This window comes from Psychroflexus tropicus DSM 15496, assembly GCF_000378765.1.
Classification (GTDB): Bacteria; Bacteroidota; Bacteroidia; order Flavobacteriales; family Flavobacteriaceae; genus Psychroflexus; species Psychroflexus tropicus.
The window spans coordinates 698,039-713,760 of record NZ_KB905343.1 but is presented as its reverse complement, the minus strand read 5'-3'; the positions used below and the strand labels follow the sequence as shown (position 1 = coordinate 713,760).

General features: G+C 35.5%; 19 protein-coding genes. 6 read left to right on the top strand and 13 right to left on the bottom strand.

Annotated elements, in window-relative coordinates; translation table 11 throughout:
* Positions 1-5: 5 nt before the first annotated feature.
* The 6 genes from F598_RS0108180 to F598_RS0108155 form a co-directional block, all read right to left on the bottom strand.
* Entirely contained in the window at positions 6-893 is an 888-nt protein-coding gene (locus tag F598_RS0108180; protein ID WP_019038557.1) for a rhomboid family intramembrane serine protease, read from the bottom strand.
* Position 894: 1 nt separating this feature from the next.
* Positions 895-1,647, bottom strand: coding sequence for a rhomboid family intramembrane serine protease (locus F598_RS0108175; protein WP_019038556.1), 753 nt, complete (start codon positions 1,645-1,647; stop codon positions 895-897).
* Positions 1,648-3,501 carry a DNA mismatch repair endonuclease MutL gene (gene mutL / locus F598_RS0108170; protein WP_019038555.1) on the bottom strand — a complete coding sequence of 618 codons (1,854 nt, stop codon included), beginning with the start codon at positions 3,499-3,501 and terminating at the stop codon, positions 1,648-1,650.
* A gap of 3 nt (positions 3,502-3,504) precedes the next feature.
* The gene (locus F598_RS0108165; RefSeq protein ID WP_019038554.1) at positions 3,505-3,798 is read right to left on the bottom strand and encodes a hypothetical protein; all 294 of its coding nucleotides are present in this window, start codon (positions 3,796-3,798) and stop codon (positions 3,505-3,507) included.
* 89 nt (positions 3,799-3,887) lie between these two features.
* A complete protein-coding gene (gene ribH, locus F598_RS0108160) occupies positions 3,888-4,397 on the bottom strand; it encodes a 6,7-dimethyl-8-ribityllumazine synthase (RefSeq protein WP_019038553.1) in 510 nt (169 codons plus the stop codon).
* Between the two features lie 3 nt (positions 4,398-4,400).
* The gene (locus F598_RS0108155) at positions 4,401-5,168 is read right to left on the bottom strand and encodes a tetratricopeptide repeat protein (RefSeq protein ID WP_019038552.1); all 768 of its coding nucleotides are present in this window, start codon (positions 5,166-5,168) and stop codon (positions 4,401-4,403) included.
* 143 nt (positions 5,169-5,311) lie between these two features.
* Between F598_RS0108155 and recF the strand changes: the two genes are divergently transcribed.
* The 5 genes from recF (at position 5,312) to F598_RS0108130 (ending at position 9,218) form a co-directional block, all read left to right on the top strand.
* Positions 5,312-6,406, top strand: coding sequence for a DNA replication/repair protein RecF (gene recF, locus F598_RS0108150; RefSeq protein WP_019038551.1), 1,095 nt, complete (start codon positions 5,312-5,314; stop codon positions 6,404-6,406).
* Entirely contained in the window at positions 6,396-6,818 is a 423-nt protein-coding gene (locus tag F598_RS0108145) for a hypothetical protein (protein ID WP_019038550.1), read from the top strand. The genes recF and F598_RS0108145 overlap by 11 nt, the downstream gene beginning before the upstream one ends.
* Complete coding sequence (locus F598_RS0108140; protein ID WP_019038549.1) at positions 6,808-7,107, top strand: DciA family protein; 300 nt, start codon at positions 6,808-6,810, stop codon at positions 7,105-7,107. Before F598_RS0108145 ends, F598_RS0108140 begins: the two co-directional genes overlap by 11 nt.
* Positions 7,108-8,328 carry a bifunctional alpha/beta hydrolase/OsmC family protein gene (locus F598_RS0108135; protein WP_019038548.1) on the top strand — a complete coding sequence of 407 codons (1,221 nt, stop codon included), beginning with the start codon at positions 7,108-7,110 and terminating at the stop codon, positions 8,326-8,328.
* 80 nt (positions 8,329-8,408) lie between these two features.
* The gene (locus F598_RS0108130) at positions 8,409-9,218 is read left to right on the top strand and encodes a hypothetical protein (protein WP_019038547.1); all 810 of its coding nucleotides are present in this window, start codon (positions 8,409-8,411) and stop codon (positions 9,216-9,218) included.
* A gap of 75 nt (positions 9,219-9,293) precedes the next feature.
* Here F598_RS0108130 and F598_RS0108125 read toward each other — a convergent pair whose 3' ends face one another.
* The 4 genes from F598_RS0108125 to galE are packed head-to-tail and all read right to left on the bottom strand — an operon-like array spanning position 9,294 to position 13,831.
* Entirely contained in the window at positions 9,294-9,710 is a 417-nt protein-coding gene (locus F598_RS0108125) for a hypothetical protein (protein WP_019038546.1), read from the bottom strand.
* Positions 9,711-9,762: 52 nt separating this feature from the next.
* Positions 9,763-11,253 (bottom strand): histidine ammonia-lyase, encoded by a 1,491-nt coding sequence (gene hutH, locus F598_RS0108120; protein WP_019038545.1) that lies wholly within the window; start codon positions 11,251-11,253, stop codon positions 9,763-9,765.
* Positions 11,254-11,290: 37 nt separating this feature from the next.
* Positions 11,291-12,799, bottom strand: a complete 1,509-nt coding sequence (locus tag F598_RS0108115; RefSeq protein ID WP_019038544.1) for a bifunctional ADP-dependent NAD(P)H-hydrate dehydratase/NAD(P)H-hydrate epimerase — start codon at positions 12,797-12,799, stop codon at positions 11,291-11,293.
* 12 nt (positions 12,800-12,811) lie between these two features.
* Positions 12,812-13,831, bottom strand: a complete 1,020-nt coding sequence (galE, locus tag F598_RS0108110; protein WP_019038543.1) for a UDP-glucose 4-epimerase GalE — start codon at positions 13,829-13,831, stop codon at positions 12,812-12,814.
* A gap of 87 nt (positions 13,832-13,918) precedes the next feature.
* Between galE and F598_RS0108105 the strand changes: the two genes are divergently transcribed.
* Positions 13,919-14,212, top strand: coding sequence for a DUF3817 domain-containing protein (locus tag F598_RS0108105; RefSeq protein ID WP_019038542.1), 294 nt, complete (start codon positions 13,919-13,921; stop codon positions 14,210-14,212).
* 3 nt (positions 14,213-14,215) lie between these two features.
* On the opposite strand, the gene F598_RS0108100 is transcribed toward F598_RS0108105, so the two are convergent.
* From F598_RS0108100 to F598_RS0108090, 3 genes are all read right to left on the bottom strand, one after another.
* On the bottom strand, positions 14,216-14,602 hold the full coding sequence (locus F598_RS0108100; RefSeq protein WP_019038541.1) for an acyl-CoA thioesterase: 387 nt from the start codon (positions 14,600-14,602) through the stop codon (positions 14,216-14,218).
* On the bottom strand, positions 14,599-15,000 hold the full coding sequence (locus tag F598_RS0108095) for an NUDIX domain-containing protein (protein ID WP_245539769.1): 402 nt from the start codon (positions 14,998-15,000) through the stop codon (positions 14,599-14,601). Before F598_RS0108095 ends, F598_RS0108100 begins: the two co-directional genes overlap by 4 nt.
* A gap of 118 nt (positions 15,001-15,118) precedes the next feature.
* Positions 15,119-15,721: a fasciclin domain-containing protein gene (locus F598_RS0108090; protein WP_019038539.1), complete on the bottom strand. Its 603-nt coding sequence runs from the start codon at positions 15,719-15,721 to the stop codon at positions 15,119-15,121.
* Position 15,722: the final 1 nt, after the last annotated feature.

Here is a 15,722-nt window from a genome sequence, read left to right as displayed (position 1 = left end):
GGCAGCTACATGTCTTTTCCTGCCTTAAATAAGAAATCCTTTTCTTCTTTAGAAAGGCTGTCATATCCACTTTTACTAATCTTATCTAAGATTTGATCTATTCGTTTTTGCTTATCAGACCTGCTGCTATCTTTTTTGGATGACGTTTTTGGATTTTTATGTACGGTTTTCATTCTGCTCTTTCTATTTTTTCGAGGCTGAAAGAAGTCAGTAAACCAATCGGTGATGGCTTGTAACCAACTCCCAATATCGTTTCCTTTATTGAGTTGGGTGATATAAAGGTAGCCTATACCTGCTCCTCCCAAGTGAGCAAGGTGACCACCAGGATTGGACAGCGGGATTTGCACTACATCTATAACAACTAAGAATGCAGCGATCCACCAAAGCTTCAAATTACCAAAAAAGAAAAGCCGGACTTGCAAGTTTGGAGCTTGTGTGGCCGTTGCTACCAGAATAGCCATAACAGAGGCTGAAGCTCCAATAAGATAGGATCTTCCTGTGCCACTAAAGGCTGGAAGAAGATTATAGCTTAACGTATAAATTAACGCACCAAAAATAGCCCCTAAAAAATAGAGATTCAACATCCGTTTTCCAGAAAAATAAGTCAGAAAGAATTTTCCAGAAAAGTAGAGAATCAACATATTGGAAAGGATATGAAATATACCCGAATGCATAAAAGCATAGGTAATAATAGTCCAAGGTTTATAAGCAAATTCAATTAAGCTTTTAGGGAACACAAGCCACTCTACAAAAAATGTAGTAGGAATCTGAAATAGAAATCCTATAGTTTTAAAGACGAAGGTGAGTATAAATAAGAGAACATTGATTCCTATAAGCTTCTCTAGAGTATCCACCGTATTATACTTATATGTAAGTTTTTGCTTCCAATCCATATCAATTCCATCTATTGGCGTTAAAAGAATTTTTCTTCCAGTAATACATCGTGATAAAACCAATCACCGCACCACCAATGTGAGCCCAATACGCTGTATTAGACGGGCCTAATAAAGTTACTCCAGTGATAGCAGAAAATAAATTCATTAAAAAATACCCTCCAATCAAATATTTTGCTTTGATGGGTATAGGGATAAAAATAATGTAAAGTGGCAAATTTGGAAATACTACCGCAAAGGCAGCAAGGATACCAAAGATCGCTCCAGACGCTCCCACCATAGGAGTAAGATAATTGCTGAATAACTGGTTACTTACTTCTTTAGATATGGAAGGATAAACCCTGTACTCACCAGTAGTACTTACGCTTTTAAACATTTCTGAAATGGTATCAGAACTTACACCAGCATCAATATAAGTCTGGTAGGCCTGATTGAACCCAATGTAACTAAAGAGTATTTGTAAACCTGCAGCTCCAAGGCCTGCAGAAAAGTAAATAAAAAGAAATTTATTTTGACCTAGGTATTGTTCGATCAAACTACCAAACATGTACAAGGCAAACATATTGAATAAAATATGAGAAAAACTACCGTGCATAAACATGTGGGTGAGTATCTGCCAGAATCCAAAATTTGGATTTTCAGGGAACCAAAGAGCAAAAATTTTATAGGCATAATCACCTAAATAATTAGCTCCAAAAAAGAAGAGTATGTTAGCTATTAATAAAACTTTTACCGTTTCGGTGATTCTTCCCATTTACATAAATTTTTTATCGAAATCTGCTGCAGACTGTTTCACGAAAACTAAACGATTTGTAGGAGTTAACATTGGTTCTTTGCAAGAAAATAACAGATTTACAAGTTCTATTTGCTCTTCCTTTTGAAGCAGACTTCCGTTTTTTATCGCCATGCTTTTAGCCAGTGACTTTGCAAGTCTATCCGTTTGATCAAATCCAGAATCTGGAATATCGTTTTCAAAATCAGATAGCAGTTGATCCAGCAATATTGAAGTTTCACTTTCTGGCAAACGATTAGGAATTCCATTGATTTTCACAAAATCTTCCCCAATCTCTGAAATTGAAAAACCAGCATTGACCAATGATTCCTTTAAGTTTTCAAAAACTCGAATTTCATTGGAGTCCAATTGCAGTTTAAGTGGAAACAGGAGTTGCTGACTCAAAGCGGGTTGAGCCGTTATGTTTTTTAGTAGTTCCTCGTATAATACTCTGAAATGAGCTCTGTGCTGATCTATGATTAGCATTTCAGATTTAGTAGAAGTAATAATGTATTTGCGCTGAAGCTGAAACGTTCCTGAAGATTGATAAGAGGAAGACTGTCCTCCAAACAATGAAGGAGATACAGATTCACTTTCTACTTCGATATCCATCAACTCATTTTCTTCTATTGAAGCATCTGTGTATAAAGATTCCCAGTTGGCAGTAGATTTTGATTTAAAATGATTTTTTGATGGGGACTTTGCAGAAGTATGAGAAGAAACTTCAGCTTTAAAAGGATTAAAATTCCTGTCCACCTCTATGGAAGGAATCTTGGCTCCTTTTTTATGCTGCATATAATCGGTTTCCATGCTAGAATCTTTATTGAAATCTAGAACCGGTGATACATTAAACTGACCTAAACTATGTTTTACACTACTCCTTAAAATAGAATAAATAGCATGCTCATTATCAAACTTAACTTCAGTTTTTGTAGGGTGAATATTAATATCAATACTCTTGGGATCCACTTTTAAATATAAAAAGTAAGAAGGATAGGATTTTTCTTTTAGCAAGCCTTCAAATGCGCTGGTTACTGCATGATGTAAGTAGGGATGCTTAATGAATCTATCATTGACAAAGAAAAACTGTTCACCTCTAGATTTTTTTGCAAATTCCGGCTTGCCCACAAAGCCTGTAAGTTGGATTAAGTCGGTCTCTTCTTTGACAGGAACCAATTTTTCATTGGTTTTAGCTCCCATTACTCCAACAATACGTTTACGTAAGTTTGTTGCAGGTAAATTGAAAAGCTCGCTATCATTATGTATAAACTTAAAAGCAATAGATGGATGAACCAAGGCTACGCGCTGAAATTCATCGATAATGTGCTTTTGCTCTACCGAAGAAGACTTTAAAAAATTTCGACGGGCTGGAATATTAAAAAAAAGATTTTTCACCGCTATGGAAGTCCCTACTGGCGTGACGCAAGGATCTTGCTTCACGGTTTTACTACCTTCGATCACCAGATGTGAACCCAATTCTTCTCCTTCAGTTTTAGTTTTGAGCTCAACATGAGCCACTGCAGCTATAGAAGCTAAAGCTTCTCCTCTAAAACCTTTGGTATGAAGTTGAAACAAATCCTCTGCAAACTTTATTTTGGAAGTCGCATGCCGCTCAAATGAAAGTCTGGCATCTGTATCTCCCATACCTGAGCCATTGTCTATAACCTGAATCGAAGTTTTACCACCTTCCTTGACTATGAGTGTAATTGAAGTAGCATCAGCATCTACAGCATTTTCCAAGAGTTCTTTCACTACAGAGGCTGGTCTTTGTACGACCTCTCCTGCTGCTATTTGATTGGCTACATGATCTGGTAGTAAGTGAATAATACTATTCATTGACTAATTTGAAGAAAATATTGAGAGATCAAAATCAATGATCCATAAAAAAATAAAAGTTAGAATAAGCGCTATTAGTATTACAGTTCTATTGATTCCTCTGTTTCCTCTATTTCTTGAGTTTTCTCTAGCCTCAGCCCAATGAGAACCAAAATCTACACTATTATGTGTCTCCTTATATTTAGCGAATTTGGAGTCGAAACTATAAGGATTACCAGTATCCTTTCCCTTATAATACCTTGGGGTATAATTGTATCTGGAATTCTTTCGTAATTTAAGCGACTTTAGTTTAAACATAGCTTTTGATGAATTTTCAAAATTAAAGAAATTCCATCAATTCTAAGGCTTTAAAATTCTATTTAAAACGGGAAATATAAACCTAAAGCTTAATCTGCTTTATAAAATTTAGCATCTTTTCTGAGCTGAGCCATTTTTATGGCCGCTATAGCTGCTTCGGTACCTTTATTGCCGTGTATGCCACCAGATCTCGCCTCAGATTGTGCTTTTGTATTATCTGTTAGTACACAGAAAATGACTGGAATGTCACTTTTAAGATTTAATTCCATTATACCCTGAGTAAGGCCCTGGCAAACAAAATCAAAATGCTTTGTTTCACCTTGAATCACATTACCAATAGCAATAATGGCATCTAGCATATCGAAACTCTCCTGCATTTTTTTACATCCATATGGGAGTTCAAAACTACCAGGAACATTCCACCTTACAATATTTTCTTTAATGACCCCAGTATCAATTAAAGCATCAAACGCTCCTTGAAAGAGATTTTCAGTGATATCTGGATTCCATTCTGACACTACCAGACCTATCCGCATATTTTTAGCTTCAGGTAGCTGATCCTTATTATAGGTAGAAAGATTTTTTTCTGATGTAGCCATCTATTAAAGTACTTCTGCTTGACCTAAATAAACGTCAATTTTTCCAGCTTCTTCAGAATTTGGAAACTCGTCCTTAATTCTGTTTAAGTGTTCTTTAGCGGTGTCACCATCATTAAGATTGATTGCAGTAATGGCAGCTTTCAATAAAAATTTAGGCGTTGTAAATTCATTAGTCCTCATATTCGCCGCTTGCTCAAAATAACCTAAAGCTTCTTCAGGTTGATCTAGCTGAAGGAAAGCGTCACCAATAGAGCCTTTAGCTAGAGGCGTTAAGATTTCATCATCTACATTGAAACCATCTAAGTAGTCTATAGCTTCCTTATAGTTGCCCAAATTTAAATGTGAAATACCAGCATAATATTTTGCAAGTTCTCCTGCTTTAGTACCACTGTAGTTTGTAGTAATGTCTTCAAATCCAAATTTACCATTTCCTCCTTCTAAAGATCTTACGAAAAGAGAATCCTGTTCTGATCCAGAGGCTTGGATGGCAGAATCAAAATACTGCTGAGCTTGGTTCATCTCATTGGCAGCTTCTTCTTCATAAGGTTCCTGCACAAATTTTTGATACCCAAGAAAAGCTAAAATGACAACAGCTATAGCTATAATAACACCAAATATAGGTTTTTGATACTTAGATAAAAATTGCTCAGTTGAACTTGCTCCTTCATCTAAAGTATTAAAAACTTCTGCTGTTGTAGATTCATTTTCAAGCTTCTCTTCACGTTCAGCTTTTGTATTTGGTTTGTAACCTCTTTTCTTATACGTTGCCATAATAGTATTTTGTTCAGGGGGCAAAAATATAATTTTATTCCATATAGAATACACTATTTATTTGATATTTTTACATTTCAAGTATTAAGCATTAAACCGTTATAAAGCTTATAGAAACAGTATATTTCATTTGAATTAAATCCATGATTTTAAAAAAGTTATCTCTTATCAATTATAAAAATTTTGATCAAATTTCCATAGAATTCGATTCCAAAATCAATTGTTTTGTAGGTAAAAATGGGATTGGTAAGACTAATATTCTGGATGCGATTTATCATTTAGCCTTTGGTAAAAGTTATTTTAATCCTATTACAAGCCAAAATGTTAAACACGGTGAGGATTTTTTTATGATTGAAGGAGATTTCGAAAATGGCTCTAAATCAGAAAAAGTAATCACCTCCTTTAAAAAAGGGCAGCGAAAGTTGATGAAACGCAATGGAAAGGATTATGAAAAAATAAGTGAACATATTGGTACCATTCCCCTGGTCATCATCTCCCCTACAGATCGGGATTTGATTTTGGAAGGTAGTGAAACGCGAAGGAAGTTTATGGATGGGGTTATTTCTCAGGGCGATAAGCTTTATCTTGATGCCTTATTGAAGTATAATAAAGTGCTATCTCAGAGAAATGCTTTACTGAAGTACTTTGCAGCAAATCGAACATTTGATGAAACCAGTTTGGAAGTTTATGATGACCAAATGATTGAGTTAGGCCAGATCATTTTTCAAAAACGAGAAAAGTTTATTGAAGAATTTAAACCTATTCTGCAGAAGCGTTATGAGGAGATCAGTAATTCTAGAGAAAAAATCAGTCTTACCTACAGAAGCCAGTTTAATGAAGAAGAATCTTATAAAACGATTCTTAAATCTGGACTTAAGACAGATCTACAGCGTCAGTTTTCAAATTTTGGCACACATAAAGATGACCTGATTTTCAAAATACAATCGCATTCTGTAAAGAAATTTGGTTCTCAGGGGCAACAAAAGTCTTATTTAATAGCTTTAAAGTTTGCTCAGTATGATTTCCTAAAATCACATTATGGAGTGAAGCCTATTTTACTTTTAGACGACATCTTCGACAAACTTGATGAAGACCGCGTTTCTCAAATTGTTAGCATGGTCACTCATGCTGAACTCGGCCAGATGTGTATAAGCGACACACATCCGGATAGAACAGAAGAAGTGGTGAAAAAAAATGCAAATCATTATAAAATGATAAACTTAGAAAATGAAATATAGTCTTGTAATCCTCTCTCTCATTCTGCTTTCTTGTACTTCAAAACCCGACCTTGAAGATGTTGAGAAGCTTAATGGTTTTTGGGAAATCGAAAAAGCAGAAACTCCTTACGGAGATAAGTCTTATCAAATGAATCAAATGGTAGATTACTTCAGAATTAAAGAAAACAAAGGCTTTAGAAAAAAAATGCAACCCAGTTTACTAGGTAATTATCAATCCTCTAAGAACCGAGAATATTTTAGAATTGAGGACCAAAAAGACAGCTTGGTATTTATTTATGAAAATGATTTTGACACCTGGACTGAAACTTTGCTAAGTATAGAAGATGATCAATTTACAGTTAGAAATAAGCAGAATTTTATTTATACTTATAAGAGACATACACCTAAAAATATTGATTTAGATGAAAAATAAAAGGGCGAATGAAGAACAGTCGATGAAAGATTTGATGGATATGTTTAAGCAAAAACACAGACTAAGTCCAGGTTTGAATAAAGTAGATGTTGAAAATGCCTGGATGACTCAATTAGGGCCAGCTATCAAAAACTACACGGAATCCATTAGGTTTAAGAACAATACATTGACAGTTCACTTGTCCTCTTCAACGCTTAGAGAGGAATTGAGCTATAACAAGGAAAAGATAATTAAAAGGCTTAATGAAAGCATTGGAAAACAATTGATTTCAAAATTAATTTTAAGATAAATGGGATTAGAGAAAGTAACATTTCAAAATAAAAATGGAGAAGACTTGATAGGAAGACTTCAATTTCCAGATGAACAACACGCTAAAGCTTACGCTATTTTCGCCCACTGTTTTACTTGTGGTAAAAACTTAAAGGTGATTAGAGAAATTTCTACAGCTCTAACAAAGTTGGGCATAGCTGTTTTAAGATTTGATTTTACCGGTTTAGGTCAAAGTGATGGAGATTTTGAAGAGACTAACTTTTCTCATGATATTGAAGATTTAATTGAAGCCTCAAACTTTTTGAAACAAAATTATGAGGCACCAAAACTTATCATAGGTCATTCTCTTGGAGGCACAGCAGCACTTTTTGCATCTCAAAAGATTGATAGTTTGAAGGCTATTGTTAGTATAGCCAGTCCCTCACAACCTTCTCATGTAGAAGAACTCATTGTGAGAAGCACTAAAGAAGGATCGGCAGGTGATGATTCAAATTCGGTAGAAATTAGTCTTGGCGGTAAAGATTTTACAATCAAAAAACAATTTCTGGATGATATCAAATCAAAAGACACCGCTTCATTTCTTGGAGATTTAAAGATCCCCTATCTTATCATGCACTCTCCACAGGACAGGATCGTAAGCATAGATAATGCAGAAGATCTATACAAATGGTCTCATCATCCTAAGAGCTTTATCAGTCTAGATAAAGCAGATCACTTATTGAATACTAACGTAGATGCGTCTTATATTGGGAGTCTTATTGGTCATTGGTCTAGTAATTCTTTAGAGCTCACCAAGGATAAAAATACAGCGATGGAATCTGAAAGTCAGTCTGCTGCAGTCTTAAATAATGAGGATAAGTTTACGACACAGATGAAGGTTGGCGATTTCGAAATGATTGGTGATGAGCCAGAAAGCTACGGAGGTCATAATTTTGGCCCTGCTCCTTATGATTTTCTAACTGCTGGTCTGGCTGAATGCACAGCTATGACCCTTCATGTCTATGCTAGACAAAAAAAATGGGCTCTGAAAGAAGTAAAGGTACATGTAGATTATGAGAAGAAAAAAATTGAAGATGAAGACGGGAAAGCTATCAAAAAAGACTTTATCTCAAAAAAAATAGAAATTTTGGGAGATTTAGACGAAGATCAAAAGAAACGTTTGGTTGAAATAGGCGAAAGATGTCCGGTAAACAGAACCTTACATTCCGAAATAGAGATCAGTTCTGAACTGATAAACTAAAAATAGTGTTAAGTTGAGGCTGAAATTTTAGATAGGCCTGTGATTACTTTAATTTTACCATAAACCTTAAATAGAAAACCATGAAAAAAATAAGTGCTTTAACTTTAATTCTAGGATTGCTCTTGTTTGCAGGATGTAATACTGGAAGCAAAAAAGATAATGACGAAAAAACCGAAACAGAAGCTGTAGGAGTTACAGATACCATTGTAACAATTACACCACTTGAAGGCTCTCCTGCTTATGCAGATGCCAAATTAACTCATCCTGGAGCTCAGTCTATGGAGGTGGAAGCTGGTGATGTAGAATTTGATTTTACAGTTGAAAATTACGAGCTTGGCGTCCAAACAGCCAATGCAGGTGAAAACGGCCTTGCTAATTCAGGAAAAGGACAACATATCCATTTTATTTTAGATAATGGTCCATACTCTGCTCATTACGAGAGTAAATTCAGCAAAAATTTAGAAGAAGGTGATCATGTGTTATTGGCCTTTCTATCCAGATCATATCACGAAGCTGTTAAAAATCCAACTTCTTTTGTTGTAAGAAAGATTAGAGCAGGTAATCCATCAGAAGACCAACAAATGGATGTTGATTTAACCGCTGAGCATTTATTTTATAGTAGACCAAAAGGAACTTATTCTGGAAAAGATACTGAGAAAGTATTATTAGATTTTTTCTTAATGAATACTGAGCTTGGTGAAAATGGTAATAAAGTAAAAGTTATCATCAACAGTGGAGATGAATACTTAATAAACGAGTGGAAACCTCACGTCATAGAAAATATGCCATTGGGAGAAAATAAAATTCAATTGGTATTGGTTGATGAAAATTTAGAACCAATTCCAGGTCCATTTAATTCTGTCACTAGAACAATTATGTTAGAAAAATAGGAGAAACATTTTTAGAATAATTTTAAAAAAAGCCACAGTTTATGTGGCTTTTTTAGTTTCTGAGAAATTGAGCTATTAATTGAAGTTATCTGAAGAAACAACCACAAAGGTACTTGGCTCATTATTAGTTGATGAATTCTCGGCGGTGATGATGATTCGCTTGGGTTTAAAAGCAGTAGTTGTATTCAATGTTCCTTTTCTTGTACTGGAAAACAGCCCAGAAGACATATTTATTTTCCCAAGATTTTTAGTTCCTCTGGCGGTTTCTATCCAAACAACGTACATCGCTCTTGGTGGATCCAGTCGATCTGGAGATGTGAGGTGCTCTGCTTTTAGATCAATTTGATAGTTATCATTCTCATTTTGCTTCACTTTGGCAGAGATATCTGCTCCTGGAGCAACTTTAGATACTGGAAAATCAATCTTAGTTGCACACGAACTCAGTACTAATGATAAGACGATAAAAATCGATAAGGAAAATTTAAAATTCATTAATTAATTTTTTAAGTGTGAAGCAAAACTAAAGGTATTTGAGTAGTCTCAATCAGATTTTGTGATTTCTTAAGAAGAATATCGATTTATCAATTTCGTCAGCCATTATTTTATCCTCTTTCACAATGGGAACTAAACTTCTGTAATCTTTAAGTAAAAGCTCTATGGAGTTTGAGCTTTTCATCTGTGATCTAAAATAGAGGGCTTGTGAGGCATTTAAAAGTTCTATCGCCAAAATTTTTTCAATATTACAAACCACCTTACTTAGTTTAGTCGCTGCATTTGCTCCCATGCTCACATGATCTTCTTGACCATTAGAGGAAACAATAGAGTCTACACTAGCGGGTGTACAAAGCTGTTTATTTTGACTTACAATACTTGCTGCAGTGTATTGCGGTATCATAAAACCACTATTGAGACCAGGAGAACTCACTAGAAAAGTAGGTAAACCTCTTAAGCCAGAAACCAGTTGATAAATTCTTCGTTCTGAGATATTACCAATTTCACTCATTGCGATGGCCATAACATCAGAAGCAATGGCAAGAGATTGCCCATGAAAATTACCACCAGAAATGATTTTATCCTCCTCTACAAATACATTAGGATTATCTGTAACACTATTGATTTCTGTAAGTAAAGTTTGCTCAACATACCTTAATGCATCTTTGCTGGCGCCATGGACCTGAGGAACACATCTAAAGGAGTATGGATCCTGAACATTTTGCTTTGTATGCGCTGAAATTTCACTTCCGAATAAAAGCTTTTTGATAATTTTCGCAGTTTCGATTTGTCCTTTGTGAGGTCTTACTTGATGAACCAAAGGATCATACGGCGAAGTATTACAGTCGAATGCATCAATAGAAGTGGCAGCGATCGTGTCTGCCCATTTCATCAATCGTTTTGCATCTAGTACATTTTTAAGTAAATAGGCACTCATGAACTGTGTCCCATTTAGCAAAGCTAAGCCCTCTTTAGATTTGAGCTTGAGCGGAGCCAATCCAAACTTAGTTTCTAAAATTTCAGAGGATTCAATTCTTCCATTAATTACCACTTTACCTTTACCAATAAGAGGCAATGCCAGATGAGCAAGAGGGGCAAGGTCTCCAGAAGCACCTAATGAACCTTGCTCGTATATGACGGGGAAAATCTCATTATTGTAGAGTTCTATTAAGCGCTCAACAAGTTCTTTAGAAACTCCAGAATATCCATAGCTTAAGGATTGAATTTTAAGCAGGAGCATCAACTTTACAATATCATCTTCTACCCTATCTCCAGTTCCACAGGCATGAGACATCACCAAGTTTTCTTGAAGTAAGGCTAGCTTGTCTTTATCAATCTTAATATTACATAAAGACCCAAATCCTGTATTAACACCATATATTGGCGATTTACTATCATTTTGCTTAGCATCGAGATAAGCTCTAGCCTTTTTTATTTTAACAGAAGATTCCTCACTTAAAGCAAGCTTATATCTTTTATTATATAAGTCGTTTAGTGTTTCAAAACTAAGTACTGAAGAATCTATATAATGAATAGTTGACATCAATATCTTTTTATCAAAGATATAATTTAAGAATTATTTAGTCTTGAAGTTTTAAAAAAGAATCTCCTATGGCATCTATAAGATCTGTAGCAATGAGGCTTTCTTCAGACATCTTCTTTGAAGCAATATCTCCAGCAAGTCCATGTAAAAACATTCCAAAAATAGCAGCCGAATAAGGCATATAGCCTTGAGCAACAAGGCCCGTAAGGAGACCGGTTAGAACATCTCCACTTCCTGCGGTGGCCATGCCTGAGTTTCCACTACAATTAACATAGACTGAATTGCGATAAACACACAAGCTGTAAGCATCTTTTGCTAATACAATGACATCAAGCCTTTTTGATAAGGCTTTTATCTTTTCAAGTTTATCAAAATCGTCGGACCATTCTCCAAGCAATCGTTTGAGCTCTCCTGGATGTGGTGTGAGTATGGATTGTTTGGGTACGAGTTTTTCGAGTTCCTTATGCTTTGCGATTAAATTCAAGGCATCAGCATCGATGACTACAGGACTATCAATTTGTTTTAGCCAGGACTTTAGAGCCTGATAAGCATGATTTGAGCAACTAAGTCCTATGCCTATTCCAACAGCGTTAGGATCGAAATTCAATTCTGCACTAGAAATATCATGGTCTAAAGTGTTGGGGATACACATAGCTTCTGGGACAAATTGATTTAAACTCATATGACCAATACTTGGCATCATTACACTCAATTTCCCAACACCAGAGCGTAGGCATGATTTTGAGGCTAAGAGAACACTACCTATCATATTTTGACTCCCTCCTACGATGACGGCGTGACCATAAGTTCCTTTATGAGAAAAACGCTTTCTGGGTTGATAAAACCGTTTCGCCAGTGTTAAATCCAAAGCATAAAAATCAGTAGAAATCTCTTCCAATTTATTTTGGCTTAGTCCGATATCAATAAGCTTAGTTTTACCTATATACACCTCATAATCAGGAAAATAAAATGAAAGTTTTGGTGTTTGAAAGCTAAGGGTCAGGTCTGCTTGGATAACTTCCTCAGCCTGACTTGGAGTTTTATTAAGATACATGCCACTCGGTACATCAATGCTAATAACTTCGTTGGCAGATGAATTTACAACTCTAACTAGTTCCTGAACAAACTCTGGCATGGGACGGTTAAGTCCTACACCAAAAATAGAGTCAATCACAATTTCTGAAGCTTTGAATTCAGGAAGCTTAGAATCTGAGTTAACATGATTGATTTCACAGTTAGACTTGCTTAATAATCGATCTAAGTTTTTCCGATTGTCATCAGATCGAGTCTTGGTATAATTGATGAGGTCGACTTTAACATCATATCCGTCTCTGTGCAAAAAGTATGCTATTGCTAGACCATCTCCTCCATTATTTCCAGGACCTGCCAATATTCTAAACGTTTCATTTTCATGATTTATGCTTTCGATTATGGCTTTATAAGCTAGATGAGATGCTCTCTCCATGAGTTCCCAAGACGAAATCTCTTGTTCTTTACAAGAATAGTCATCTAGTTCTGAAAGTTGAGACGCATTCAAAATTTTCATGAGTCATAATTATTATTGTAAGACGGTTTGTTGCTCCCATCTCCAGGCGTCCTCCAATGCCTGACTTAATGTACGTTTAGCTTTCCAGCCAAGAATTTCATTGGCTTTTGTGGTATCGGCATAGGCAGCGATCACGTCTCCCTCTCGCCTATCTACAATATGATAGTTGAGTTTCTCACCCGACGTTTTTTCAAAGGCTGAGACCACTTCTAATACAGAAGAACCAACTCCGGTCCCTACATTAAACACTTCATAATTCATTTCAGACTTGGAAGAGATTAGCCGCTCTAAGGCAACTACGTGAGCTTCAGCTAAATCCATTACGTGAATATAGTCTCGAACACATGTTCCATCTGCGGTAGGGTAATCATTCCCGAAGACAGATAGTTTTTCCCTTTTCCCGATAGCTGTCTGAGTGATGAATGGGACAAGGTTTTGAGGTGTACCCGAAGGTAACTCTCCTATAGCTGCAGTGGGATGAGCGCCTATAGGATTGAAATATCTTAAGGATATCGCTTTTAAATTACTATGAGCGCTACAGGAATCTTTAATAATCTCTTCACCAATTTGCTTTGTGTTTCCGTAAGGAGATATAGCCTTTTTAACTGGAGCTTCTTCTAGAACAGGTAAATTATCAGCTTCACCATAAACTGTGCAGGATGAACTGAAAATAAGATTTTGTTGTGTTAGTTCTGTCAAATTCTGGAGTAGATAGGTTAGAGTCGCTATATTATTTTCATAATACAATAAAGGGTTAACAACACTTTCTCCAACGGCTTTGGAGGCTGCAAAATGTATAACCCCGTCAATATCCTTATGTTTGAGAAAAAACTTTTTTAAATCTGTTTTATCTCTCATATCAAGTTTTTCAAAGATTGGTGTTTTCTTAGAAATACTAGTAATCCCTTTTAGGACATTAAGAGTAGAATTGGAAAGATTATCAATTATGACAACTTCGTAGCCTTTGGACTGAAGGGCCACGACTGTATGAGATCCAATAAAACCAAGACCTCCTGTCACTAATATTTTCATATCAACTTCATGTTAAAATTATGCAGCAAATTACAAAAATTTAAAGCCTAAATTCAATGAAATCTTATTTTTGAAAAAAAATAGTAGATGCAAAAATCAGATACTTCAGTTACAATTTTTCGTTGGATAAGCATATTAGAAGCAGTATCGTTCTTACTTCTTCTTTTCGTTGCCATGCCCTTAAAGTATATTTGGGAAATGCCAGAATATGTCAGAATAGTAGGAATGGCTCACGGGGTGCTTTTTATTTTATACCTCTTAGGAGGGTATTGGATGTTTGAAAAACTGAATTGGTCTGTTAAAACACTGTTTATTGTATTTTTAAGTTCAGTATTACCTTTTGGTCCTTTTGTTGTCGAAAGAAAATACCTCCCTAAGTAAATTTTACTCAAGTCGGTCTTTTACAAATTCTACTTTGGTTTTACCGTGAGGTTTTGGATTTCCATTTTCATCTAAACTCACCATGACGATTTTATCGACTACAATGATACTTTGTCTGGTCATTTTGTTTCTCACCTCGCACTTTAGGGTGAGAGATGCTGTTCCAAATTTTATAACTTCAATACCAATCTCGACAATATCACCCTGGGAGGCAGAGCTTTTAAAATCAATTTCACTCATGTATTTCGTGACCGTTTTTTGATTTTCCAACTGGATAATTGAATACAATGCAGCCTCCTCGTCTATCCAGGCTAAAAGTTTACCTCCAAATAAAGTTCCGTTTGGATTTAAGTCTTCTGGTTTAATCCATTTTCTTGTATGAAATCTCATAGGTTATTTATTTTTTTATTTAACTTGATAGCGTCTTGAATTATAGTGTAATGATCAAATGCTAAAGTGGGTAGGTTTTCTAAAGCGAACCATCCAGCATCGGCAGCGTCATCATTAGCTTCAGTTTGCACACGTTTTGTAATGATAGAAGTGAAAGCAAGGCTTAAGGTTCTTCCTCTAGGATCTCTTTGTATTGAGTCATAGTAGTTGACAAAATGAAAAGTAGCCGCTTCTAGTTTTAATCCTGTTTCCTCCAATAATTCTCTAGCACAGGCTTCTTTAACCAGCTCTGTAGATTCAACGAACCCTCCCGGCAAAGCCCACTGATGTTGAAAAGGTTCATTTTTACGATGAATGAGTAACACAAATTGCTTTCCATTATCATTACATAGTAGCACGGCATCTGTGGTTATACTTATAGGATTTAAATTTTTCATAACTAAATTCCCTTAAAGTAGATTAAAACAAAAACCCCTCATTATGAGGGGTAATTAATCAAAAATCTAATTTTTAATATTATGATTTAGGCATCACCACTGCATCGATAGCATGAATTACACCGTTAGAAGCATCCACATCTGCCATTACTACAGTAGCAGTATTTCCATTAGCATCGGTTAATACAACATTCTCTCCATCAAGTGAAGCAGTTAATTCACCACCTTGAACAGTTGGAATAGTAAAAGAACCATCATTGTCGTTTATAGCTTTTACAACGTCTGCTGCCATAAACTCTCCAGATACAACATGGTAAGTTAAAATACCCGTCAATTTTTCTTTGTTTTCTGGTTCCACTAAAGTTGGTACAGTTCCTTCTGGTAATTTACCAAAAGCTACATTAGTAGGAGCAAATACAGTAAAAGGCCCTTCACTGCTTAACGTTTCTACTAGATCTGCAGCTTTTACTGCAGTTACTAAAGTAGAGAAATCATCGTTTCCAACTGCAATATCTACAATTGTGTTTGACTCTTCCATTTCTTCAGCTGAAGATTCTTCAGTAGCTGTTTCAGCTTCCATAGTTTCCTCTTGCTCTACTTCTTTTTCTTTACTTTCATTGTTTTTACAAGAAGTAAAAGCAATCATTGCAATTACACTTAAACTTAAAATTATTTTTTTCATA

Excerpts from the sequence above, each read along its gene's own strand:
- F598_RS0108180 (WP_019038557.1), bottom strand. The coding sequence starts at position 893 with ATGGATTGGAAGCAAAAACTTACATATAAGTATAATACGGTGGATACT.
- F598_RS0108175 (WP_019038556.1), bottom strand. The coding sequence starts at position 1,647 with ATGGGAAGAATCACCGAAACGGTAAAAGTTTTATTAATAGCTAACATA.
- mutL (WP_019038555.1), bottom strand. The coding sequence starts at position 3,501 with ATGAATAGTATTATTCACTTACTACCAGATCATGTAGCCAATCAAATA.
- F598_RS0108165 (WP_019038554.1), bottom strand. The coding sequence starts at position 3,798 with ATGTTTAAACTAAAGTCGCTTAAATTACGAAAGAATTCCAGATACAAT.
- ribH (WP_019038553.1), bottom strand. The coding sequence starts at position 4,397 with ATGGCTACATCAGAAAAAAATCTTTCTACCTATAATAAGGATCAGCTA.
- F598_RS0108155 (WP_019038552.1), bottom strand. The coding sequence starts at position 5,168 with ATGGCAACGTATAAGAAAAGAGGTTACAAACCAAATACAAAAGCTGAA.
- recF (WP_019038551.1), top strand. The coding sequence starts at position 5,312 with ATGATTTTAAAAAAGTTATCTCTTATCAATTATAAAAATTTTGATCAA.
- F598_RS0108145 (WP_019038550.1), top strand. The coding sequence starts at position 6,396 with ATGAAATATAGTCTTGTAATCCTCTCTCTCATTCTGCTTTCTTGTACT.
- F598_RS0108140 (WP_019038549.1), top strand. The coding sequence starts at position 6,808 with ATGAAAAATAAAAGGGCGAATGAAGAACAGTCGATGAAAGATTTGATG.
- F598_RS0108135 (WP_019038548.1), top strand. The coding sequence starts at position 7,108 with ATGGGATTAGAGAAAGTAACATTTCAAAATAAAAATGGAGAAGACTTG.
- F598_RS0108130 (WP_019038547.1), top strand. The coding sequence starts at position 8,409 with ATGAAAAAAATAAGTGCTTTAACTTTAATTCTAGGATTGCTCTTGTTT.
- F598_RS0108125 (WP_019038546.1), bottom strand. The coding sequence starts at position 9,710 with ATGAATTTTAAATTTTCCTTATCGATTTTTATCGTCTTATCATTAGTA.
- hutH (WP_019038545.1), bottom strand. The coding sequence starts at position 11,253 with ATGTCAACTATTCATTATATAGATTCTTCAGTACTTAGTTTTGAAACA.
- F598_RS0108115 (WP_019038544.1), bottom strand. The coding sequence starts at position 12,799 with ATGAAAATTTTGAATGCGTCTCAACTTTCAGAACTAGATGACTATTCT.
- galE (WP_019038543.1), bottom strand. The coding sequence starts at position 13,831 with ATGAAAATATTAGTGACAGGAGGTCTTGGTTTTATTGGATCTCATACA.
- F598_RS0108105 (WP_019038542.1), top strand. The coding sequence starts at position 13,919 with ATGCAAAAATCAGATACTTCAGTTACAATTTTTCGTTGGATAAGCATA.
- F598_RS0108100 (WP_019038541.1), bottom strand. The coding sequence starts at position 14,602 with ATGAGATTTCATACAAGAAAATGGATTAAACCAGAAGACTTAAATCCA.
- F598_RS0108090 (WP_019038539.1), bottom strand. The coding sequence starts at position 15,721 with ATGAAAAAAATAATTTTAAGTTTAAGTGTAATTGCAATGATTGCTTTT.